Origin of the sequence: Cobetia sp. 5-25-4-2, assembly GCF_013374075.1 — a bacterium.
GTDB lineage: Bacteria > Pseudomonadota > Gammaproteobacteria > Pseudomonadales > Halomonadaceae > Cobetia > Cobetia marina.
The window spans coordinates 725,922-748,712 of sequence record NZ_BLWK01000001.1; the positions used below are offsets into that span (position 1 = coordinate 725,922).

Sequence of the window (22,791 nt, forward strand, 5' to 3'; positions counted from 1 at the left end):
AGGACATGAAGACCAGCCACGCTATACTGCGGCGCTACATGCCTCACTCCAGGAAATCGCTGTGGAAATGAACTGGCTGGAAGACTTCCTCACGCTGGCCGTCACGCGCAATTTCTCGCGCGCGGCTGAGTTGCGCAACGTGACTCAGCCGGCCTTCAGCCGCCGGATACGCAATCTGGAATACTGGGTGGGCGCGACCCTGATTGATCGCAGCCTGTTTCCGGTAGGGCTGACACCGGCCGGCGAGTCCTTCCAGCGGACGGCGCAGGATGCGCTCTCGGTATTGCGGGTCGGGCGGGAAGAAGCACTGGGCTTCGTGCCCAAGATCGAAGAGGTGGTGTCGATCTCGGCCTCCCACACGCTGGCGGTCAGCTTCTTCGTCGACTGGCATGAACAACTCCAGACTCGACTGGGCAAGCTCAAGGCGCGTATCGTGCCGGACCACGTCGCCGGCTGTGTCGATGCGCTGATCAGCGGCAACTGTGATCTGATGCTCGCCTACAACAGCCCACTGCTGCCGACACTCACCGACATGGTGCGCTATCCCTCCATCGTGCTGGAGTCCGAGCGTCTGGTGCCGGTGAGTGCAGTGGATGGGGCAGGGCAGGCGTTGTTCTCGCTGGAAAGCGACACTCCGCAACCGTACCTCTGCTACTCCAGTGACAGCTATCTCGGGCGACTCACCGCGCTGATCCTCAATCGGGAATCCCTCTCGGCACGCCTCAACTTCTGCTACGAATGCTCGATGTCAGACGTGCTCAAGCGCGGAGCCCTGGCCGGCAGCGGTATCGCCTGGGTACCGGAGCGCGCCGTACGGGATGAACTCAACGCCGGTCGCCTGCGCATCGTCGGGGATGACCGCCACACCGCTCCGCTGGATATCTGCCTGTTTCGGCATGCCGAGCACGAACAACAAGTCGCGGAGCGCATCTGGCAAGCCTGCCTGGACACGCAAGCCAGCCGCACAGCCACCTCCGCCACTCAAGGGTGACCTCTCGCCCATAACGCCAGTGGCGGTGAGCGTCATCCGCCCACCGCCACTGATCTTCGCTCTCATCCATCATCTCGCCAGGCTCGCGCAAGGGTATCGCAGACTTACGACAGGCGCCGTGAATTGGCCGTCGTGCGCTTGTGCAGCGGCTTGATGAACTGCGTACCCGTCGTCCACCACGGCACGACCTTGCCACCCGACATCGCGTTCATCCACGCCTTCTGCATCACGAACCACATCTCCCAGCTGGCGGCGATCTTCTCCGACACCATCTTCTGGTTCTCCGCGATCATCTTCGGATCCAGCGGCGACTGCGTCCCCCACAGCTGCGTGCGCGACATGATGGTCGACATCGCCGTCGACCACATCTCCACCGATGTCGTCCCCAGCTTCCAGACATCGAACATCGCAGCAGGTGTCGTCGGGACCAACTCAGACCAGGCAGGTTGTTGAGTCATTGTGCTCTCCACGTAAAGGAACCTCATGACAGTCTTACGCCTGTTGATGCTGCAGTGCAACATTAGTTTTTTATATCCCTGAATGTGAGCGTGAAGCAGAGCCTCCCTTATCACCACTTTCTATGTAAATCAGTAAGTTATAGGTGACGTGGATCGGAAAAGCTGGAATTTTCCGTGCTGAGGCGGAAATTTCCCATGGGGCTGGGGAAAGTGGATTTTTGGGATTGTTGGCAATGTCTTACGTAGGCGTATGAATTACCTGAAGCTCGGTATCAGTTCAGTAAGACAAGGAGCGTAAGCGTTGGCGAATGGGGCGGAAATTTCCGGCGTGAAGCAGGACGCGATAGAGGGGAGGGTGCAGCGAGGTGCGCTGGGGGACCGAGACAGCGTACCGTTCAGGCGACGCAGGATGTCGCATTGAACTGACGATCTATACCCGAAGTGCACCAAGTCAGCTACTATTAGGTTTCATGAAATTTCACATATTCGGGTTTACGATTGTTGACTGACTCAACAGGACGTTGGGTCGTATGATCCCTTGACGGAGCTTGCCCTGATGCAGCGCCGTGCGGTAGCCGTGTGAAGAGATGAGGCAAGCGATACACACCACCAATGAGCACCGCAACTGGGATGCTGGTTTACAACAACCTCGAGATACAATTCATTGGTGATATCCAGATCAATGTGAGCATTAAGGCCAACAAGATGAGGTGCCACGTAAACTAAGCCGTAATTCGCCGCACAACGAGGTGGCTTCTTGGGTTACTCTTTGCGCTATCACGATAGCTGCTTTCCATGATGAGGGGATATACACTCCTGCAGAGTGGCTCTGAATTACAACCTGCCGTTGACGAATCACTAAGTGAGTTTCATCCTCACTGGAATCTTTAATTGTTTTCTTTAGGTATAAATAAAATATTAAAGTATTCTTGAGATATCGTATAGCATCGGGGTTTTATAACATTTGGTTTTGAATTGATTTTTTTTGTGTTATGATTGACAAGTTTTGCTTCTGGGTTGCCGTAAGGCTTGTTATTCCTTAAATATATATGGCTCAATGAATAAGACTGTTGTTGATTTATGTTGCGGTGCAGGTGGCTTTTCCTTGGGAGCGCACCTTGCAGGTTTTTCTACGCTTGCAGCAGTGGATATTGACCAAGATCTTACTTCTAGCTGGCGAATGAACTTCCCTGGTACAAAAGTTCTGCATGCTGATATACAGAAATTAGATGAGAGATTTTGGCAAGTAGTTCTTGATGGCAGACAGCCTGATGGTGTGATAGGAGGTCCCCCTTGCCAAGGATTTAGTAGGATAGGCAAGCGTGACAGTTCTGATCCTAGAAATAGTCTTGTTGTAGCCTTTGCTAACCAAGTTAATATTATATCCCCGTTATTTTTCGTCATGGAAAATGTTGAAGGGATCTTAGATAGTCAGAATAAGAAGTCACTCGATGCTGCTTTGGAAGTGTTCAAAAAGCAATACGTAGTTTTAAAACCTATGGTACTTAATGCAAGTGATTACGGTGTGCCTACAAACAGGAAACGAGTAGTAGTTGTTGGTTATAAGTCTCATAGTGGATTGTCTTTAAAAGAAGCTGATTTTTCGAGTACAGTTGATAGGAAAGTAACTGTTCGATCTGCTATATCAGATCTACCTTCTCCATCCATAGCTGTTTTGAAAGGGGAAGAAGGATTTCATGTGGGGAAGTACCCCCGAACTATAGTACTCAGTGATTATGCATCTTTCTTGAGATCATTGCCCAATGATGAATTAGGCGATCAATATTTTAAAAATAAAATAACCCAAGGTTACGTCACTGGTTTAAATTTCACTAAGCATACACTAGAAGTACAGAATCGGTTCAAAAAAGTTGTACCGGGAAAAGTGGACAGTGTAAGTAGATTTCCAAGATTAAAATGGGATGCACAAGCTCCTACCTTAAGGGCGGGTACAGGGAAAGATAAAGGGAGCTTTCAATCTGTCAGGCCCATTCACCCTGAGCAGCCCAGAGTGATAACTATAAGAGAAGCAGCTAGGATTCAAGGGTTTCCAGATTGGTTTGTATTTCATCCAACCATTTGGCATAGCTTTAGGATGATTGGCAATAGTGTTTCTCCTATCTTTGCGGAAAATGTATTAAATGTGATTTTAAAAAAATTAAATACAGAAAGAGAGCTTGGAAAAGGATAAGGAAAATATGATAAAAGAAGACAAAGGCGATGATGCAATAGTTAATGCCGCCCCAACAAAAAGATTTTTTGTAGAAATGCTAACGAGAGATATAGATTTAAAAGATGCTATTCTAGATCTTCTCGATAACTGTGTGGATGGTATTGCACGAACGATTATGGGGAGTGAAATCTCCGCTGCGGATAGGCCTTATGAAGGTTTTTTTTGCAAGATAAGTTTCGATGAGAATTCATTTATAATATATGATAACTGTGGAGGTATACCATCTAAAACTGCTAAAGAATATGCTTTTAGGATGGGTAGGCCTGATGATAGGGAGGAAGATCTAAGTACTGTAGGTATTTACGGAATAGGCATGAAGCGTGCTATTTTTAAAATGGGGCGTCAGGCCTCAGTTATTTCAAAACATGGCACAGATTCGTACGTTGTAAATATCTCCCCTGAATGGCTTAAAGATACAAATAATTGGGATTTGGGTTTAAGCCAGCCAGAAGAAGCTTTAGATCATGATGGAACTAAAATAATCATAAGTAAACTTGTTCAAACAGTTGCTAATGAGTTTTCAGAAGAACAGCATGATTGGTTCCAAGATCAACTATATGAGCTAATCTCGACACATTATACATATATTATAAAAAAAGGATTTAAAATTACTCTTTCTGGTAAGGTTGTAAGCCCAAAGCCGTTGACTGTAATGGCATCTTCATTTGAAGATTATGAGAATAAGAAAGGCGTGTTGCCATATATTTACGAAGGTGAAATTAACAATGTTAATGTGCGGCTTGTTGTCGGTTTTCTAGCAGAGCCACCGTCCGAGTCAGAACTAGATGAGTGGAATGAGTCCCCTAAACGATCAAGTGAAGAAGCAGGTTGGACCATTATAGCGAACGAGCGCGTTGTACTCTATAAAGATAAAAGTAGATTAACCGGTTGGGGGGTTGCAAAAGTTCCTAATTATCATAATCAATTTATAACCATCTCGGGAGTTGTTGAATTTACATGTAATAATGCTAATAAACTTCCGATAAATACAACGAAGAGAGGCTTAGAAGCTAGTGATGATCTTTATCTACAAGTAAAAGACTACATGATGGAGGGTATGAGGTTATTTACTCAGCATACTAATCACTGGAAACAGTATAAAGAGGAAGAAAAGCAACTCTTCAAGACTTCTGCAATGAAAAGCGTTAGAGATGTTTCTGATGTTATTCCGCACGATAAGTGGGTGAATCCTAGGAAAAATCAAAAAGAGAAGAAATTTATTCCTGAGTTGCCTAGGCCAGCTTCTTCTAGAACCTCCTCTAAGCAGATTAGGTACTCTAAACCTCAACTAGAGATAAATCAAGTTTCTCAGTTTTTATTTGGTGACTCAAATCGTGAACCAAAGGAGGTTGGCGAAGAGTGCTTTAATATTATCCTCAGGGATGCCAAGGAGGAGCTATGAGCGGTGGCTTTATTCCTTACCACCTAAGGCCAGGAAAGGCTGTTGATAGAAAACTTTTCATAGAGTCTTTGCAGATTATGTCTAGGCATTTTTTAATGAAAAAATATACTTATATTGGTTTTGGAGGCCCATTTCTAGAGGATTTTAAACAAATCCATTCTGAGCTTTATGTTGAAAAAATGATAAGTTTAGAGGAAGATGAAAGTGTAATTGAAAGACAAAGGAAGAATCTTCCTTTTGGATGTATTGACTGTAAAAATCAAACTGCAGAAGATTTTATTGATAGTTTTTCTATCGAAAGCAATGTCATCTTTTGGCTTGACTATGCATCCTCCAAAAAAATAGGTGCTCAACTCCAAGAGTTTAGACAACTACTATCGAAGCTCCAAGAAGGGGATGTTGTAAAAATAACCCTTAATGCTAATATCGATACCTTAGGCTCGCATAGTGAGAAAAGCAGACAAGAGCTTAAAAGAGCTAGGCTACAATGCCTAAAAAGTAAGCTAAACGATTATCTTGCTTTTGATATTAGTGAAGAGCAGTTAACCTCTAAGAACTACCCCAAAATTTTATTAGATGCTGTTATTAAGGCAGCTTATCTTGCTTTGCAAGGTAAAAATGTTTCTTTTTGCCCAATTGTTGCATGTACTTACCAAGATACTCATAGAATGGTTACTGTTTCTGGAGTCTTGGTCTCTAGCGAGGAGAAGAGTTGCTTGCTAAGCGATAGGGTCTTCGGAATGTGGCCTTTTTTGTATGATAAAAATGATTCGATTTTAGATGTTAGGGTTCCAGTGCTCTCTCTGAAGGAGCGACTAGAAATAGATGCGACAATGCCTTCTGATGATGCGGCTGCTGTACAAAGTCAACTTGGATTTCTATTTGATTCTAGTGAAGAGAAATCACTAAATATGATTGAAAGCTACCTAAAGTTCTATCGACAGTATCCTCATTTTAGTCGTATAGTTATATAGTTGTATTATGTGCTGATGCTTTAAAATTCTGGTCCGAATGAAAGTCATGACAGGGAAAATTATAGGTTCTGTACGAAAAGTCGGCTCGTAGACAGCGGCGTATGTAAGCTACGTATACGATCGCACAAAAGCTACGGGCCAACCTTTCATATCGCGTCGCAATACGATGGAACTCTTTCAACCAACTGAAAGAGCGCTCCACGATATTTCGCTGACGGTACATGGGTTTATCGAAATCCCGTAGGACCTGGACGGGGTATTCGCTTCATCTTTCGTTGAGCGATGATCGGCTTGATTCGAACGCGGTCGCAGTAACGGTGCAACTCATCACTGTCATAGCCTTTGTATGCCACGATGTAGCGGCAACGCTTTCGTGGCCGGCCACGACACCCCGGTAGATGAACCTTTTCCAGAGTGGGCATGAAGTACCGCGTATCCGATTCTTGCCCCGCCGACAGCGTGAAGTCGATGGACCAACCAAAGCGATAACAGATCAAATGGATTTTGGTCGTGATGCTGCCACAACCCCGGCCCAACGCATGGTCTAAGGATTCTTCAGATCCCCCTTTGTGCCTCCAACAGCGGAGCCGCGTGTTGCACGAACGGCGGTTGAGTCGATCATCCAGGTCTCGAGATCCATCAGGCCATCTTCGCGAAGCCGCAGTTGAAGCCGCGACAAGACTGCCTCAAAGGTACCGTCCTCACGCCATTGTCGAACCTTGGGTAGATAGTGCTCCAAGGGCCATAACATTCGGGAAGGGTCGCGCCACTTGGTACCAGAATAGAGGGCCCAAAAGATGCCGTTCAGTATTTGTCTGTCGTCTTTCCTGGGCCTGCCCACCGATTGAGCCGGTGAAACAATGTCTTCGCTCAACTGCCATTGGCTATCCGAGATTTCGTAGCGTCCTGTCATACCGCACCTATGCTGGATGTTCATGGGTTACATTAGCAAAAATGACTTTTCGTACAATACCTAGCAGGTGAAGTTGATCGGTTCGTCCTCGACCTAGATGGTAATTAGCTTGATCCTCGGGGCGAGATAGCTGGTGACTTCACGGAAACTTGCGAGTTTGGTGGTAACATTATAGCTCGATATATCAGTTCTAGTAAGATTGAGATTTAGTTAAGGCCTGCCTTGAGTAAGGCGTTGAAATGTTACAGATCACCATGCGATAAAGCATCTAAAACAATTAATGCGATTATTTTATTTTGTTGGGTTTTATTTGGGTGTTATTTGATTTACATAATCCATAGTAAGGTTTGCAATGAATTACAACTCTAGATTTATGGCTGCAGTGAAATATACGGAAAGCTTGGGTCTAAATGCTAAAGAGATGCCAGCTGCATTCACTGAAAAATTGAGTCATTCAACTCTTCAAGAGATATTTCAATTATGTGGTGATGCTCTATATCACTATGGTTTTAATGACTCTACAGATCTTGCTTCACAATGTGTGCGTGTTCACTCATTAATCAAGCAGCATTTGAAAGATGATATGGGAATAGATAGTTATATTACCATTGGTGATAGATATTGGGATGATTATATTTATTGTGAGATGAGCCGTACTGCGATAGAACAAGAATTAACTAGTCCTGAGGTTGATCAACCAATAAAAGCACATGTTTGGCTGACTTTAAGTGATGGAGCGATAATTGATTGTACGGCCGAAGCGCATGCCGATATAATATTTGGAAGAGATGTTCATCCCTCTCATCAGTGTATCATGCTGATTACTCCGGATCAGGAGGAAGATGCTAAAGTCGGTTATCACCGTCCTTACCTTGTAGGGGAAGATTTTATCAACAAAACAGGTATGGTAAGAGTTTTTGCTATGTAGGTCAAAAACTGCTTGAGTCTATGAGGATAATTTAAAATATTCAATTAAGTGGAGTTTTGATAACGGCTATGGTGATATTATCTGAGTTACCATGGATTATATAAGCTTTGTTTTCTATCCGTTGTACTGAGGCTGCTATCGACTAGATAGCAGCCAATCCAAGTATTACTACTTAACTCCAGCCAAGCCCCCATACTTCCCCTTGAAATACAACAATGGCCGCGCCGTCCCTGCAACATCCAGATTCAGTCCTTTCACTTCCCCGATCACGATCAGGTGATCACCTGCTGGGTGCTCTGCGTGAATCTTGCAGTCGAGCCAGTGCAGGCTGTCATTGATGACCGGGTTGCCGAGGGGAGAGAGCTGCCAGTCGATGCCTTGCCATTTATCCGCACCGCGCATGGCGAACTGGTTGGAGACATGGCTTTGCGCGCTGGACAGGATATTGACGGCGAAGCGCTCTGCCTGACGAATCTTCGGATAGCTGAAGGAGCTTGCCTTGACGCTGAACGAGACCAGCGGCGGGTTCATCGAGACGCTGTAGAACGACTGGCAGGTGAAGCCGATCGGTTCGTCGTCGACCTGGGTGGTGATGATCGTGATGCCTGAGGCGAAGTGGCCGAGGGCTTCACGGAAACTGGTGGGGTCGATAATGGTGTCAGCTTTGGTGTCGGTATCGGAGAGTGACATGACAGGTCCTGCAAGATTGGGGAGGTGGTAATGATCAGCCGTGGGGGTAGGGCTGCAGCGATAGCGCTGGACTGGGCGCTTGAGTGACAGGGGTGAGAGTGATGAAAAAATGGCCGTCGTGAATTCTTCACGATGGCCATTTTTGTTTGCGGCGGTGTCAGCCGCAGCGGCTTCCACTCTCGAGCACTATCGTCGAGCCAACTCGGTTCGGAACTAGCCTGGCGCTATCTGATCAGTGCTGTGTCCTGCCCCGCGCTGTACTTTGGCCAGTTCAGAGTTTCGCCAAGCGATCAGCGTTGTGCTTCGAGTTCCTTGCGAACGATGGCGGCGCCAGCGCTCAGTGCCTGCAACTTGCCGCGGGCGACTTCACGGGAGAGCGGGGCCATGCCGCAGTTGGTGCAGGGGTAGAGCTTGTCGGCATCCACGAATTGCAGCGCCTTGCGCAGGGTCTCGGCGACTTCTTCCGGCGTCTCGATGGTGTTGTTGGCGACATCGATGGCACCAACCATGACCTTCTTGCCACGGATCAGCTCGATCAGCTCCATCGGCACGTGGGAGTTGTGGCATTCCAGCGAGACGATATCGATGTTGGATTGCTGAAGCTTCGGGAAGGCCTCTTCGTACTGACGCCACTCGGAGCCCAGGGTGTTCTTCCAGTCAGTGTTGGCCTTGATGCCGTAGCCGTAACAGATATGGATGGCGGTCTCGCACTTGAGGCCTTCGATCGCACGCTCCAGCGTGGCGATACCCCATTCATTTACTTCATCGAAGAACACGTTGAAGGCCGGTTCATCGAACTGGATGATGTCGACGCCTGCTGCTTCGAGCTCCTTGGCTTCCTCGTTGAGGATCTTGGCGAATTCCCAGGCCAGCTTCTCGCGGCTCTTGTAATGGCCATCGAAGAGGGTGTCGACCATGGTCATCGGTCCCGGCAGTGCCCACTTGATCGGTTGATCGGTCTGCGAGCGCAGGAACTTGGCATCCTCGACGAACACCGGCTTCTGGCGGGAGACCGGGCCGACCACGGACGGCACGCTGGCTTCGTAGCGATCCCGGATCTTGACGGTTTCGCGCTTCTCGAAATCCACACCATTCAGGTGTTCGATGAAGGTGGTGACGAAGTGCTGACGCGATTGCTCGCCATCGCTGACGATATCGATCCCGGCATGCTGCTGCTCCTGCAGGGAGACGCGCAGGGCATCCTGCTTGCCCGCGATCAGTGCCTCACCTTCGAGTTTCCAGGGGGACCAGAGGACCTCCGGTTCGGCGAGCCAGGACGGTTTCGGCAGGCTGCCAGCGGTGGAGGTCGGGAGTAATCTCGTCATGATGAATAACCTTGTCCTTGGAATGGTTCAGATAGCGAATGTCGTTCGTCGATCAGCGCGCGCTGTTTGCGGATCAGTGAGCTGACCGATGATGGATTTATTTGTTGGCTGACCAGTTGGCGGACCACTGCTCGAGCAGGCTCTGGTAGGGCTTGATGAAGCTCTCTTCCACGAACTTGCCTTGCTCGATGGCGAGCTGGCTGCGCTCTTCGCGGTCGTACACGATGCGCGTCAGTGAATGGTCCTGTTGCTTCAGGCTCGCCTGATAGGATTTACCGGCCACGGAATTGGCGTTGTAGACCTCGGGACGATAGATCTTCTGGAAGGTGTCCATGGTGCTGATGGTGCTGATCAGTTCCAGATTGCTGTAATCGTTGAGCAGGTCGCCGGTGTGATAGAAGGCCAGCGGCGCAACGCTGCCCGGCGGCATGAAGTAACGCACCTTCAGGCCCATCTTGCTGAAGTACGCATCGGTCAGGGAATCATCATCCTGGCGATATTCCACCCCGAGGATCGGGTGCACGTTCTCGGTCTGCTGATAGGTCTTGGTGGTGGAGACGCTGATGCAGATGACCGGCGGCTTCTTGAAGCATTCCTTGTAGGCGGGGGAAGCCACGAAGGCTTGGAACAGATTGCCGTGCAGTACACCGAACTGCTCCGGCACGCTGAAGGACTCCTTGCCCTTGTTGTGCTCCAACAGACGCACGCTGAAGTCATAATCGCGCACGTAGGACGAGAAGTTGTTGCCGGTCACGCCGTCAATGCGCTGATTCGTCTGGTGGTCGACGATGGTGGTCTGCAGGATCTCGATGATCGGCAGGGCATTGTCGGAACGCGCCGCATCGATGTTCAGCTCGACGGAGATGATGTCCAGCTCGACGGAGTAACGGTCGCCCTTGGGGTTGTCCCAGTTGGCCAGCGCATTGAATCGGTTGTTGATCATGTTCAGCGTGCTGCGCAGGTTCTGCTGACGGCTCTCACCACGCGCCAGGTTGGCGAAGTTGGTGGTCAGGCGGGTGTTTTCCGCCGGAACGTAGTTCTCGTCGAAGCGCAGACTCTTGATGCTGAAACCGAATTCGTTGCTCATGGCGTTCACCTTGATCCTGAGAGAGATAATTCACTGTGTCGTCGACATCTTCCCGTGATCTTTCAGGCGTCTCGTGAGCGGGTTGCTCTCTATGAGAATGCATCCATGCCGGGAGAGGCACGCTGCTCGCCATCACGTTCCGTGTGAAGGCTCTGGCGGCGGTGAAGTGCAGCGCCATGGGAAGTCTTCATCAACGATCTGATGCAGGTGAGTATCCATTTCCCAGCTCCATGAGACAAACTGGATTTTTTCATTATCAAAATGAGTAGGATTCATGAAAAGGTGTGTGTCGTTCTTTGTTACGGGAAAGCAGGTGAAACGAGCGTGTGGGAGAAGGGCCTGGTACGTGCGCAACTCGAGCGCCAGAGAAGCTGAAGTGGGGAGGGGCAAATAGGATGGAGAGGAGGAGAGAGGATAGAAAAATACACACGCTGGCTCGAACTTCTGTTCAGGCCAGCGTGTGTGCCCACTCTATAATGCTCCAGATGTGTTTCGATCTCACATGATGCGATACCTTCGATACTCGTCAAAGGCCCCTGACAAGACTTCATCGATCCAACAGGTCGACCGTCAAGCCCTGTCAGGTAGGCTGGCTATCGCGTCAGATCAGATGAGGCAATATTGTCTCACGCTGACTCCGGGCTATCCTGCGTCTTGGGGGATGTCTTGGAGGATATAGCCGGAGCGTTCACAGCAAGCGAAGAAGCCATGGCAAGTAGGTGCTCGTCAGCCCAGCGGTCCGCAATCAACTGTACCCCGATAGGCATACCAGCACTGCCCTTGCCGATGGGTAGGTTGAGACAGGGAACTCCCAGAAGCGTCCAGCCTCGACAGTAGAGCGAGTCACCCGTGGCCTTGATCCCCAGTGGCGCCTCTCCCGTTGCACTGGCCGCAAGTATGGCGTCTACCTGGGTCGCGAATACCTGCGATAGTGACTGGCGAGCCTTGGCAACTGCTCGCATCGCGTCACAATAGCGCCGCCAGCCGATGGTATGTCCTTCCTCGATCAACTCGACCAACTTGGGTCCCATCTGATCGGAAAATTTCTTGTACTCACTGGCCAGTGTCCTTGCAGCCTCGTAGGCCATGACCACCTGCTGTTGCTCGACCAGGCATTCGATATCGTCGCCTAGATCCAGCGATACGATTTCGGCGCCAGCTTGGCTTGCGACTTGCTCAGCCTCGGCGAGTACTCGCTGAACATCAGCGTCCATCATTGTATTGGAGGGCAGGCTGAAGACGCCGATGCGAATACCCGCAAGGCTATCCAATGGCTGGATGTCCTCCGCTCCTGTCAGGCTCGAGAATACTGTAGCAATGTCCTCGACGCTGCGGGCGAACCAGCCAATGGTATCCAGCGAAGGCGCAAAGCCACGCACTCCGCCGGCGCTGAGCGTATTGTATGTCGGTTTGAAGCCAAAGACTCCGCAGTAGCTGGCTGGGCGAATCATGCTGCCGGCTGTCTGTGTACCGAACGCGATCGGTACCATACCGGCGGCCACAGCGGCAGCCGAGCCGCTGGACGAGCCACCAGGGGTGCGCTCGATATCATGAGGATTGCGGGTCTTGCCGGGGGTGTAGTAGGCGAATTCGGTCGATACTGTCTTGCCCATGATGAGTGCGCCTCGCTGCTTGAGCAGCGTCACCAGTGAGGCGTCGACCAGCGAGGTGGATGAACGCAGATACCCCCCAGTGCCCCACATGGTGGGGTGATCCACGGTATCGATGATGTCCTTGATACCGATTGGCACGCCATACAGAGGTTGATCCGCTAGCGTCTTGTCCAGTCTCGGGGGCTCAGTGGCAAGTGCCTCCCATGCGCTCACGTCAGGTTCGAGTTGCTGGATCTGATCGGCGCACTGGTGCCACCAGGTCAGTACATCCATCTGCGATGTTTTGAGACGCTGGTGAAACGAGGTGATAGTACCCGGTTCTGCCGGCATGGCATGTTCCTCAATAGTGTCAAGTTTGTTGTAGAGTCATCAGAAGATCAGCGTGATACCGACAATCAGCATCACGAGAGCGAACAGCTGACGAAGCCGCTCGGGAGGTAGATGGTGCGCGAGTCGAGCACCTATCCTGGCAGCGGGAATACTGAAAATGGCCACGCCGAAGAAGGCCGGCCAGTAGAGGTAACCGGTGCTTCCCGCTGGCAGATCGGCATGCCCAAGGCCAGTGAACATGAACGTCAGGGCGCCGGCGGCGGCAATCGGCAGGCCACAGGCAGAGGAGGTGCCAATTGCGTGTGTGACTCCGGCCCCATTGCGCGCAAGCCAAGGCACACTGAGAACGCCACCTCCCACGCCAAATAGTGCAGAGAAGGTGCCAATGGCGGTACTGGCGACAAACATGACCGGTCTGCCTGCGCGGTGTTCCTCCTTGTTTCTCCCTGATGAGACCAACATGTTCAAGGCGAGTAACAGCATGAAGATGCCGAAATAGCGCTCCAGCTGTTGCCCATCCAGCTGCTCGGCCACCAGTCCTCCGAGCACTGCACCGCACCGCATATCAGTCCAGGTAGCATGCGCGTGAGTAGATCGAGAGACACCGCTCCCTTTTTCCAATGACCAAACGCCGAAGAGGCTCCGGTCACCACGATGATCGCAAGCGAGGTTCCGATCGCAAGATGCATGATGGAGGCCGCATCCACGCCCAGGTACGCCAGTGCCATGGAAAGGGCTGGGACGATGATGACTCCGCCACCGATACCAAAAAGCCCGGCAGCAAGACCCGCCATACCCCCCACCACGCTAAAGAAGACGATAGCCACCAGCATTTCCATTCCTCCGCCATCAATCGCTGGTGGGGCAGAGGCCTTTCCTGCCCCTATAGGTGCTGGTGTTTCTTATCTCACTGCCTTGATGGAAAAGGAGTCATCGACAATATCGTCGTAGTACATCTCACTTTTGATATTGCCTACGAACTGCTGCATTTCGATGGCGTTGGTAAAGGCTTCTTTGGTAATCATCACATCTTTCGGGTAGACATTGTTCTCAATCATGCGCTGAACCGCCGCATCGACTACTTCCCCAGAAAGATCACCGAACTCTTCTCGAGCGACAGCCTTTGCGACGTCTGAATCTGTATGGATCAAGGCCAGTGAATCATTGATGGCATTTACGAAGCGCAAGACAAGATCAGGATTGTTGTCGATCATCTCTTGAGAGGTGTTGATGGTCGAGAAGGCATACTCGGGATAGTCGTCGGTGAAAGCATGAATGATTTTGAGGCCTTGGGAGATCCCTTGCTCTACCTGGGGTTGATAGGTCACGGCGATGTCTCCACGGCCGGACAGTACCGGGCCTAGTTCAGAGCCGTTCTGAACTTCTGTCAGTGTCACGTCACCTTCAAGCCCTGCTTCCTCTATGAGTCGTTTGATCAGTGTATTGGAGGTCCCGGGGGCAAGTCCTACGACCACTTCCTTACCCGCTAAATCCGCCGGCGAAGTATAGTCGAGATCAGGGCGCGCCAGTGCCCATACGGGAGCACTGTTAGCGACTGCACTGATTGCCTTCCCACTACCACCTTGCTCTTGAGCGAAGCCCACGTGCTCTGGCCCATGGACGGAAAACTGTGACTCTCCCGCCAACACCGATGCTAATGCTGCAGGGCCCGAACCAGCAGAGCGTACGACGGGAACCTCGATATCATAGTCATTGAAAATACCTTCATGCTTGGCGACGTAGACTGGTAGATAGAGGAGAGAATGGAATGCTTCATTGATAAGAATAGTATCCATGTCCTTGGCTTGCGCTTGAAAGGGGATCACGCTAACTGCCAACCCGAGACCAATCATCATCTTGCGTAGGGAATGAAGAGCTTTCATATTTTTTCGTTCCTTTTTTGTTGTATTGAAGCAGAGGTCTATCTTTGGATGAAATTGAAATATCCATCGTTCCAGGCGATACATCGGTTTACAGAGTTGTTCACGCCGAGCGTTGTATGGCTGTTTCTGTCTTTTTGATAAAGGTTATTGTGATTTGTCTTTCAAGTGTTTTCTCCCCAAGGGATCAGCCGTTTCTCTACTTTTGATACCACGACGTAAAGTGCGATAGCGACTATCATCAACACGAAGACACCAACCCAGACGACATTGAGGTTGAACAAGTTACCTGCGACAAATATCATTCGGCCCAGTCCGCGGTCCGAGGATATGAATTCCCCACCAATTTCCGCTATCAGTGCAAAGCCTATGTTCAATCGGAAGGCAGAGATGATCCATGGCAATGTCGCAGGTGCGACGACCTTGGTAAAAATCTCACGTCGAGATCCACCCAATGATTTCATCAAGTTGATCATGTTTTTATCGATTTGATGCGTGCCTTGATAGGCAGACAGCAATGCGACGACGAAGGTAGCGACAAAGGCTAGCATCACCTTGGAAAACATGCCTGAGCCAAACCAGATAATGATCATTGGGGCGAGAGCAATCTTTGGAAGGCCATTCAATGCCACCATGAATGGATCGAGAATGCGTGCTGTCGTGCGGGAAAACCATAAGAGCAGACCACAGATCGAGCCGAGTACACTACCGAGTAGAAATCCAGCGATGGTGGCGGAAACTGTCGCCAGAGTATCATCCATGAGCTGGCCGGATTGCAGTAGCCGCCATGCCTCTCCAGCGACTCCGACTGGTGAGCCCATCAGGAAAGGATTGATCCAGCCGATATTGACTCCTACTTGCCACAACACCACCATCAATGCGATACCGGCTCCGCGCCAGAGGTTATCGGTTAACAGCGGCGAGTGTCTGGGCGTTTCGCTGTTCTCCTTATTGCTTCCCGCTTGGATTGTATGGGTATAGGTCTGCACTTCGCTCATGCCGCTCCTCCCGCAACCTGGATATCCAAGTCATCCCATATCTGGTCGAAGAATGTCTGATATCGAGGATCACTACGTGCTTTTAGACAAGAGCCCAGCTCTCGGGAGAGGCCCACGTCATAGACCTTTTTCACCGAGGTGGGTCGTTTGGTCATGACGGCCACTCGGTCAGACATAGCGATCGCCTCACCAATATCATGGGTAATCAACACCACCGTTTTCTTGTGTTCTTTTAGAATAGAGACAATCTCCTCCTCGAGGACCAGTCGTGTCTGATAATCGAGAGCCGAAAAAGGCTCATCGAGAAGTATCAGGTCTGGTTCGGTAATCAGGGTTCTGATCAATGCCACCCGTTGACGCATTCCCCCAGACAATGTGTTGGGATATTGATGTGCAAAGTCGGAGAGGCCATAGCGTGATAACTGGTCTTTTGCCATCTCATAGCGTCGGGATTTTGCTATCCCTTGGACCTCAAGGCCGAGGCACACATTGTCGATGATGGTACGCCATGGGAAAAGCATATCGCGCTGAAGCATATATCCAATCCGTGCACCACAGACTGGATCACTACCCCGCAACGTGATGGTGCCATCTGTGGGTTCAAGAAGACTGGAAATAATATTGAACATGGTACTTTTCCCACATCCACTAGGGCCTACAATGCTGACAAATTCCTCTTCCTTGATATCAAGGGTGATATCCCTGATAACCTCGATACAGTCACTTCCTGGACTGCCAAAGGTCTTTCTCACGCCATCGAGGGAAATGACACTCGATCGTTTCAGCTCTATGACATTAGGAGGTTGTGTGGGAGTAGGATGGATTACTGGTACATTCATTTCGTATCTCCTTATCGATGAAATAAAGTGGAATCCGTGATTCATGTGTTAGCATTACCGGTGCCATGAATTCAAATTCTCTTTTCAATCAACGCAATAACGAGACAATCTCACATTCAGCGGTATTTGTTAGCGTGCTAAACCTTTCCCGGTGGTGCAATAAATCATGGTGCATGCACCAACATGGCCTTCTTGCAGAAGTGCCAGGTGTCTACGACTGAATTTCCTTCGTCGCTCTGGCTTGAGACGACTGACGTACCAGCCTGTCAACAGATCATGCCTGTCGCCTACCTGCCGTTTCACGATCTTTCTCTGACATTTGTGTTCCGACGAGTGATACCCAAGTCTCGGGATCGTCTATTATCATCCGAGCGAGCTGCTCGTCTGAGGTGAGTGATATCACGTCGCTTTCATGTCAGGTCATCATCCTTGCTGTAGTCGGTCTTCGGTTTTGGCAGCGACATGCTCACATGAGGGGAAATTGTCGCTGCCACCATGATCGTTCAAGAGCAAACTCGGCCTCAGAGATACTCTTGGCAGAGCCGTTTTTCCAGTCGTGAAAAGATCCATCAGAGCCAGTGATGAGTGAGGTCATTCTGATGATGTAATCAGCACCATGGTAGCAGCACCGCATTGTCAGGATTCAAGGACGATTCGGCCGACGACACATACCGCTGAACGACAAGGTGGTACTGCTGACAGACGGTGGATGGGGTATCGGCGTGATCCCATCGCTTGGGCGCGTATCCAGAAGAGTCTGCTGCCCCAAGGGATCGGTCAGCTACTGAGAGTATGGGCCCCAGGGATGCCTATATTGCCAAGGCCGAACACGTGACAGGGCAGGCCATCGCCGTGGATAATGGCTTCATGCGGTGAGTTGGCATCGAGTCAGGCGTAGGCGAAAGGGGAATCTCAGTGGTTGCAGGCATCACAACAGCGCCGCCTCCCATCGCTGAGAGGCGGCGCTGTTGTATCTGTCGCTGTTGCGGGGGGGGAGGGGGCAGCTCAGCTTCAAGCTATTGCGAGAAGCCACAGGGGGCCATCAGTACAGGTGAACGGCTTCCAGGCGGGCGCGCGATGCCCCTTGTTCATCCAGCAGCGTCAATGTCTTGCCGTCTATCTGCCAGCCCGACACATCATTGAGTGTCGCGAGGAAAGCGCGTTCGAGTGATTCGGCCTCACCGGGGCATGCCATGCGCGTGGTGGCCAGACGATCGAAGCTGAGTTCGTGCTCGTCATGGTGGTATTCCCCCATCAGGCGATTGCAACCGGTGGAACCGGCCACCCGCGAGTTCTGTGTCGAAGCGTCAGGGGTATGCAAGACGATATGGGCTTCACGTTTGCCTTCCACCACAGGTGTCGGCTGGTCATCTAGTGTCACCAGCTTCCAGTAAGTGTTCTCCAGCGGCTCGTCGACCGCGTGATTGTCGTCAGAGGATTTAGCGCCCGCGCAGCCGCCCAGGGTGAGTGCTGCGCTCATCACGGCGGCGTATGTCATCACTTGAGTCGGTTTCATTCGGTGTCTCCCTCCAATGTCATGGGGCAGATTACGCTATCACGTTGATTGCTGTGAGGTAGAGGCTCTCGGGGATGACTTGGGCGCTATCGGTGGTGACTGTCAGTGAGGGCGAGCGCACAGCCCTGTTCATGGGTTCCTGAAAAGCAGGCAGACAACTGATGCCTAAAAGTGATCTATCAAGATAAATATTAATCGCTTTTTTGGATTTTTTCTCGATGCATACTCGAATGGAGCCCACAGATTGGAGTAGATCATGATTGCGTCTTCGGTAGATTCCGGCATTCCCGCCCTGGCAGATCCCGCTCATATCGAGGCCCTGCGCAACATCGTGACGCCGCACCTGAGCGATAACCTGGATCGCCTGAGTGGTATTCGCGGCCTGACGCCTTATCACGACGGCACCAAATTGGTCGGCACCGCATTCACCGTCAAATGCCGCGCTGGTGACAACCTGTATATCTACCAGGCACTGACGATGTTGCGTCCGGGACATGTGCTGGTGATCGACGGCAGTGGCCATCTGGACAACGCGCTGGTGGGTGAGCTCATCAAGTGTTACGCCCAGCAGCGCGGTTGCGTGGGATTGGTGGTGGACGGCGCCATTCGCGACATCAAGGCATTCGCGGAAGATAGCTTCCCTTGCTATGGCCGCGGCAGCATTCATCGTGGCCCTTACAAGAATGGGCCGGGTGCGCTCAATGTCCCCGTCTGTGTCGGCGGGCAGGTCGTGAATCCGGGCGACATCGTGGTGGGAGATGAAGATGGGCTGGTCACCTTCGCTCAGTCCGAGGCGCCCGCGTTGATCGAGGCTGCCAAGGCCAGTTTCCGGAAAGAGGCCGGCATCATGGAGGAAATCTCGAGCGGCCAGCATTACCAGCACTGGCTGGATGCGGTACTCATCTCCAAAGGCCTTGAATACGGGGAAGCACACGCATGACAGCGATCCTGTTGGCCGACCGTCTCAAGCGCATTCAACCTTCCCCCAGTGTCCAGGCCAATGATCGCGTGGCAGCGCTGCGTGCCGAGGGCAAGGACATCATCAACTTCACCATCGGTGAGCCTGACTTCGACACGCCGGCCCACATCATCGATGCCGCTGTCACCGCGATGAGGCAGGGCGATACGCATTACACGCCGTCAGAGGGAACCCCTGCATTGCGTCAGGCGATTGTCGAGAAGCTCGCTCGGGACAATGCATTGGAGTATCACTTCGACGAGATTGTCGTGGGGGCCGGCGGCAAGCACATCCTCTATCACGTGATGGCAGCGACGCTGAATCCTGGCGATGAGGTCATCGTGCCAGCGCCGTATTGGGTGTCTTATCCCGATATCGCGTTGCTCAATGAGGGAGTGCCGCGTGTCGTCACTTGCGACGCCTCCTGTGGCTTCAAGTTGACACCTCAGGCGCTGATCGAGGCGATCACCGACAAGACACGCTGGTTGGTGCTCAATACGCCGTCCAACCCGACCGGTGCCGTGTACTCTGAATCGGAGCTGCTCGCGCTCGCTCAGGTGCTGCGTGATTATCCTCATGTCGGCATCATCTCCGACGAGATATACGAGCATTTCGTCTACGCCCCGGCGCGCCATCTCTCGCTGATCAATGTGGCGCCAGACCTCAAGTCGCGCACCTTGATCGTCAATGGCGCCTCCAAGGGGTATGCCATGACGGGCTGGCGGATCGGCTTCGGTGCCGGCCCTCGAGACTTGATCCAGGCCATCGTGAAACTGATCTCCCAGACCACGACCTGCCCCAGCTCGATCAGTCAGGCCGGCGCGGTTGCAGCCTTCATCGGTGATCAGGCCCCTGTGCGCGCCATGGCGGAACGCTACACGCAGCGTCGTCAATTGATGCTCGAGGGACTGCAATCGATAGCAGGCGTCAATTGCACTGCCCCCGATGGCGCCTTCTATGTCTATCTCGATGTCAGCGAGCTATTGGGGAAGATGACACCAGAGGGCCAGCGTCTCGTGCGTGATGGTGACGTGGTGCTGTACTGGCTCGATGCCGGTGTTGCGGCAGTCAGTGGTGAAGCCTATGGCTTGTCACCCTACGTCCGGCTGTCCTTTGCCATCGGGGATGAGGCCATCCAGGAAGGCTGTCGGCGTCTACGCGAGGCCTGCCTGGCATTGACGTGAAACTTGTCGCAACGAACAAGACTCACCTCCCGTAATTCACAATGACAATAATGAGGTTCTCATGACACTTACCTTGCGAGGTTCACGGGGGTTACCCGTGCGTATTTTCATCGGCTTCATGCTGGGTATCAGCTGCGGCTTGCTGTTTCAGGATTTCTCAATGGCGATCAAGCCACTGGGCGACGCGTTCATCAATGCCATCAAGATGCTCATCGTACCGATCATCTTCTTCTCCGTGGCGGGTGGTATCGCCAACATGGGGGACGTGCAGCAGCTGAAGCGTGTGGGCGGCAAGACATTGCTGGTGTATGTCGGCATGACCCTCATCGCGGGCATCATCGGACTGGTCGTCGCCTCCATCATCCAGCCGGGCAAAGGGCTTGATGTCCAGATGAGTGCCCCGGTAGAGGCGGTCTCGAGCGGCCTGGACATCGGTCAATTCCTGTTGCAGATGATTCCCAGCAACCCCGTGGCAGCGATGGCCAGTGGCAACGTGATCCAATTGATCGTCTTCACCATTCTGGTCGGGGTGGCCATGGTCATGCTGGGAGAGCGTGTCGCCCGACTGCGTGCCTTGTTCGATGAGGGGGCTGCGGTGTCATTTCGTATTCTGGACATGGTCATGGCGACGTCGCCTATCGGTATCTTTGCCCTGATGGCGTATGCCGTCGCCAACTACGGCATTGATATCTTTGGACAGATCGGCAAGTTCATCCTCGCGGACTATGCCGCTCTGCTGGTGATATGGGCAGTGGTCTCCATTCTGCTGGTCCTGTTCACGCGAATTTCCTATCCGCGCTTGATACGCAAGATGGTGCCTATCTGGCTCATGACGCTGTCGACCACCAGCAGCAATGCCACCTTGCCCGTGACGATGAAGGTCACCCATCGTGATCTCGGTGTGCCGGAATGGCTGTGCTCGTTCATGCTGCCGCTGGGCGCGACGATCAACCTGATGGGGGCCGCTGCGTATCTGTCCGTGCTGGTCGTGTTCGCGGCAGACTTCTATGACCTTTCGCTGAGTTTCTCGCAGATGGTCAACGTGATCTTCATCGGCACCATCCTGTCGATGGCAGCTCCGGGCATTCCCGGCGGCGGGATCGTCATGGGCACCCTGATCCTGCAATTGATGAATCTGCCGTTCGAGCTGGTCGGGCTGATCGCCGGCATTTATCGCATCGTGGATATGGGGCACACCACACTCAATGTTTCCGGTGATGTGGTGGGTGCATTGCTGGTGGCCAAGAGTGAAAACCTGCTCTCGACGGCAAAGGTCGCTTCTCCCACCACGACGCCTGCCACACCGCCCACATCATCCACACCGGCAGTGAGTGTGGATTGAGGCATGTGATGGCCAGTTCATCGCCCTGACAGCATCAGTCTCCTGACAATCCGTGTGTCCTTGTCTCTCACGCGGCTGGCTTCACTGTCATCCAGGCCCCCGACACCTCGTGTCGGGGGCTTTCTGTATCGGAAGGAATGCCGCAGCGGTTGTGCTCAGGCAGACATGGACACCGCCCCCTCGTCATTCTGTCGTCGGCAGGCGATCAAAATACAGTTGATTGAAATTGCAGGTGTTTTCAGCCAGTTCCGCGATGGTCGCCGTCAATCCGGCCTGACGGTCGGCGCGATAGAATGCACTGTATTGCACCAGCGGGAGGCTTTCGGTGGTGGGCAAGATCTGCAGCATCTTGCGGTCGACCAGAAATTGCATGCAGTGACGGGGGAGGTAACTGATACCCGCTCCCGACAGGGTCAGGCCGACCTGCGCCAGCAGGTAATTGCTGACCAGCGTATTTCGCATTCGCGCCCCGTGTTGCAACAGCCACCGCTCGCAGATCAACCCCGTGCCCGAGTGACTTCCTTGAGACAGCACCGTGAGTTCGGTCAGCTCCTGAAGGGTCAGCGTACGGCCCTCCGGCACAGTGCCATGCGCTGCCATCCAGACGTTTTCCACGCTTTTCAGTGGCTGAGAGATGAAGCGCGCGTCTGAAAACACATCGGGCACGATGATCATGTCCAGTTGGTCGTGCTCCAGCTTGCTGTAAAGCTCACTGCTGAGCTCGATCGAGGGCTCGATCTTGAGGCGGGGAAAGCGCTCTCGAATCCGCGCGATTAACTGTGGCAGCCAGGTGATGCCGGTCAATTCGGTCACGCCGATCCGAAACTGACTCTGGATGACGGACTCGTCACTGATGCGCTCGACGAGATGATCGCGGCGTTCCAGCAGGTCCTTGCCCAGTGCCAGCACCTCGAATCCCTTGTCCGTCAGGCGGGCCGTGCGTCGGCTGCGATCAAATAGCGGCACACCAAAGGTTTCTTCCAGCTCCTGAATCCGCTTGGATATTGCAGACTGCGTCGTATGGAGCTTGTTGGCTGCTGCGTCGAAACTGCCAAGTTCACTGACCCAGTAGATCGCGTCGAGCTGCTTGAAGGTGATCATGGGGAGAACCCTCGGCTTTGGATTGGCAG

At 52.1% G+C, this 22,791-nt stretch carries 22 protein-coding genes; 8 read left to right on the plus strand and 14 right to left on the minus strand.

Annotated features, from left to right (window positions below):
* The first annotated feature begins 67 nt into the window (after positions 1 to 67).
* Positions 68 to 991: a LysR substrate-binding domain-containing protein gene (locus HXS65_RS03195; RefSeq protein WP_255304424.1), complete on the plus strand. Its 924-nt coding sequence runs from the start codon at positions 68 to 70 to the stop codon at positions 989 to 991.
* A 104-nt stretch (positions 992 to 1,095) separates the two neighbouring features.
* Here the strand turns inward: HXS65_RS03195 and HXS65_RS03200 are convergent, their stop codons facing one another.
* Complete coding sequence (locus HXS65_RS03200; RefSeq protein ID WP_240499551.1) at positions 1,096 to 1,449, minus strand: hypothetical protein; 354 nt, start codon at positions 1,447 to 1,449, stop codon at positions 1,096 to 1,098.
* Between the two features lie 1,057 nt (positions 1,450 to 2,506).
* On the opposite strand from HXS65_RS03200, the gene HXS65_RS03205 reads away from it, so the two are divergent.
* From HXS65_RS03205 to HXS65_RS03215, 3 genes are read left to right on the plus strand one after another with little or no spacing between them, the layout of a single operon-like run.
* Positions 2,507 to 3,640: a DNA cytosine methyltransferase gene (locus tag HXS65_RS03205; RefSeq protein WP_176493061.1), complete on the plus strand. Its 1,134-nt coding sequence runs from the start codon at positions 2,507 to 2,509 to the stop codon at positions 3,638 to 3,640.
* Entirely contained in the window at positions 3,627 to 5,084 is a 1,458-nt protein-coding gene (locus HXS65_RS03210; protein ID WP_176493062.1) for an ATP-binding protein, read from the plus strand. Before HXS65_RS03205 ends, HXS65_RS03210 begins: the two co-directional genes overlap by 14 nt.
* A complete protein-coding gene (locus HXS65_RS03215; RefSeq protein ID WP_176493063.1) occupies positions 5,081 to 6,058 on the plus strand; it encodes an O-methyltransferase in 978 nt (325 codons plus the stop codon). The genes HXS65_RS03210 and HXS65_RS03215 overlap by 4 nt, the downstream gene beginning before the upstream one ends.
* Here HXS65_RS03215 and HXS65_RS17670 read toward each other — a convergent pair.
* Both HXS65_RS17670 and HXS65_RS17675 read right to left on the minus strand, forming a co-directional pair.
* Positions 6,051 to 6,281: a transposase gene (locus HXS65_RS17670; RefSeq protein ID WP_375782200.1), complete on the minus strand. Its 231-nt coding sequence runs from the start codon at positions 6,279 to 6,281 to the stop codon at positions 6,051 to 6,053. The genes HXS65_RS03215 and HXS65_RS17670 overlap by 8 nt on opposite strands.
* A gap of 321 nt (positions 6,282 to 6,602) precedes the next feature.
* Positions 6,603 to 6,995 carry a transposase gene (locus HXS65_RS17675; RefSeq protein ID WP_375782201.1) on the minus strand — a complete coding sequence of 131 codons (393 nt, stop codon included), beginning with the start codon at positions 6,993 to 6,995 and terminating at the stop codon, positions 6,603 to 6,605.
* 328 nt (positions 6,996 to 7,323) lie between these two features.
* Between HXS65_RS17675 and HXS65_RS03225 the strand changes: the two genes are divergently transcribed.
* Positions 7,324 to 7,899, plus strand: a complete 576-nt coding sequence (locus HXS65_RS03225; RefSeq protein WP_176493064.1) for a hypothetical protein — start codon at positions 7,324 to 7,326, stop codon at positions 7,897 to 7,899.
* 168 nt (positions 7,900 to 8,067) lie between these two features.
* On the opposite strand, the gene HXS65_RS03230 is transcribed toward HXS65_RS03225, so the two are convergent.
* The 10 genes from HXS65_RS03230 to HXS65_RS03270 all read right to left on the minus strand — a co-directional run bounded on the left by HXS65_RS03230 (position 8,068) and on the right by HXS65_RS03270 (position 18,177).
* Entirely contained in the window at positions 8,068 to 8,766 is a 699-nt protein-coding gene (locus HXS65_RS03230; RefSeq protein WP_218015035.1) for a flavin reductase family protein, read from the minus strand.
* Positions 8,767 to 8,879: 113 nt separating this feature from the next.
* On the minus strand, positions 8,880 to 9,914 hold the full coding sequence (locus HXS65_RS03235; RefSeq protein ID WP_054555785.1) for a methionine synthase: 1,035 nt from the start codon (positions 9,912 to 9,914) through the stop codon (positions 8,880 to 8,882).
* Between the two features lie 97 nt (positions 9,915 to 10,011).
* Positions 10,012 to 11,001, minus strand: coding sequence for a DUF1852 domain-containing protein (locus HXS65_RS03240; protein ID WP_176493065.1), 990 nt, complete (start codon positions 10,999 to 11,001; stop codon positions 10,012 to 10,014).
* A gap of 626 nt (positions 11,002 to 11,627) precedes the next feature.
* Positions 11,628 to 12,944, minus strand: coding sequence for an amidase (locus tag HXS65_RS03245; RefSeq protein WP_176493066.1), 1,317 nt, complete (start codon positions 12,942 to 12,944; stop codon positions 11,628 to 11,630).
* Positions 12,945 to 12,983: 39 nt separating this feature from the next.
* The gene (locus tag HXS65_RS17535) at positions 12,984 to 13,478 is read right to left on the minus strand and encodes a sulfite exporter TauE/SafE family protein (protein WP_255304399.1); all 495 of its coding nucleotides are present in this window, start codon (positions 13,476 to 13,478) and stop codon (positions 12,984 to 12,986) included.
* On the minus strand, positions 13,409 to 13,783 hold the full coding sequence (locus tag HXS65_RS17540) for a sulfite exporter TauE/SafE family protein (protein ID WP_255304400.1): 375 nt from the start codon (positions 13,781 to 13,783) through the stop codon (positions 13,409 to 13,411). Before HXS65_RS17540 ends, HXS65_RS17535 begins: the two co-directional genes overlap by 70 nt.
* 63 nt (positions 13,784 to 13,846) lie before the next feature.
* Positions 13,847 to 14,827, minus strand: coding sequence for an ABC transporter substrate-binding protein (locus HXS65_RS03255; protein ID WP_218015036.1), 981 nt, complete (start codon positions 14,825 to 14,827; stop codon positions 13,847 to 13,849).
* A 161-nt stretch (positions 14,828 to 14,988) separates the two neighbouring features.
* Positions 14,989 to 15,822: an ABC transporter permease gene (locus tag HXS65_RS03260; protein WP_176493067.1), complete on the minus strand. Its 834-nt coding sequence runs from the start codon at positions 15,820 to 15,822 to the stop codon at positions 14,989 to 14,991.
* Complete coding sequence (locus tag HXS65_RS03265; protein WP_176493068.1) at positions 15,819 to 16,661, minus strand: ABC transporter ATP-binding protein; 843 nt, start codon at positions 16,659 to 16,661, stop codon at positions 15,819 to 15,821. The genes HXS65_RS03260 and HXS65_RS03265 overlap by 4 nt, the downstream gene beginning before the upstream one ends.
* Positions 16,662 to 17,703: 1,042 nt before the next feature.
* Positions 17,704 to 18,177 (minus strand): META domain-containing protein, encoded by a 474-nt coding sequence (locus HXS65_RS03270; RefSeq protein ID WP_255304401.1) that lies wholly within the window; start codon positions 18,175 to 18,177, stop codon positions 17,704 to 17,706.
* A 256-nt stretch (positions 18,178 to 18,433) separates the two neighbouring features.
* On the opposite strand from HXS65_RS03270, the gene HXS65_RS03275 reads away from it, so the two are divergent.
* The 3 genes from HXS65_RS03275 (at position 18,434) to HXS65_RS03285 (ending at position 21,661) form a co-directional block, all read left to right on the plus strand.
* The gene (locus HXS65_RS03275) at positions 18,434 to 19,117 is read left to right on the plus strand and encodes an RraA family protein (protein WP_176493069.1); all 684 of its coding nucleotides are present in this window, start codon (positions 18,434 to 18,436) and stop codon (positions 19,115 to 19,117) included.
* Entirely contained in the window at positions 19,114 to 20,319 is a 1,206-nt protein-coding gene (locus tag HXS65_RS03280) for a pyridoxal phosphate-dependent aminotransferase (protein ID WP_176493070.1), read from the plus strand. Before HXS65_RS03275 ends, HXS65_RS03280 begins: the two co-directional genes overlap by 4 nt.
* 61 nt (positions 20,320 to 20,380) lie before the next feature.
* Entirely contained in the window at positions 20,381 to 21,661 is a 1,281-nt protein-coding gene (locus HXS65_RS03285; RefSeq protein ID WP_084208956.1) for a dicarboxylate/amino acid:cation symporter, read from the plus strand.
* A 183-nt stretch (positions 21,662 to 21,844) separates the two neighbouring features.
* On the opposite strand, the gene HXS65_RS03290 is transcribed toward HXS65_RS03285, so the two are convergent.
* Positions 21,845 to 22,762, minus strand: coding sequence for a LysR family transcriptional regulator (locus HXS65_RS03290; protein ID WP_176493071.1), 918 nt, complete (start codon positions 22,760 to 22,762; stop codon positions 21,845 to 21,847).
* Positions 22,763 to 22,791 lie beyond the last annotated feature (29 nt).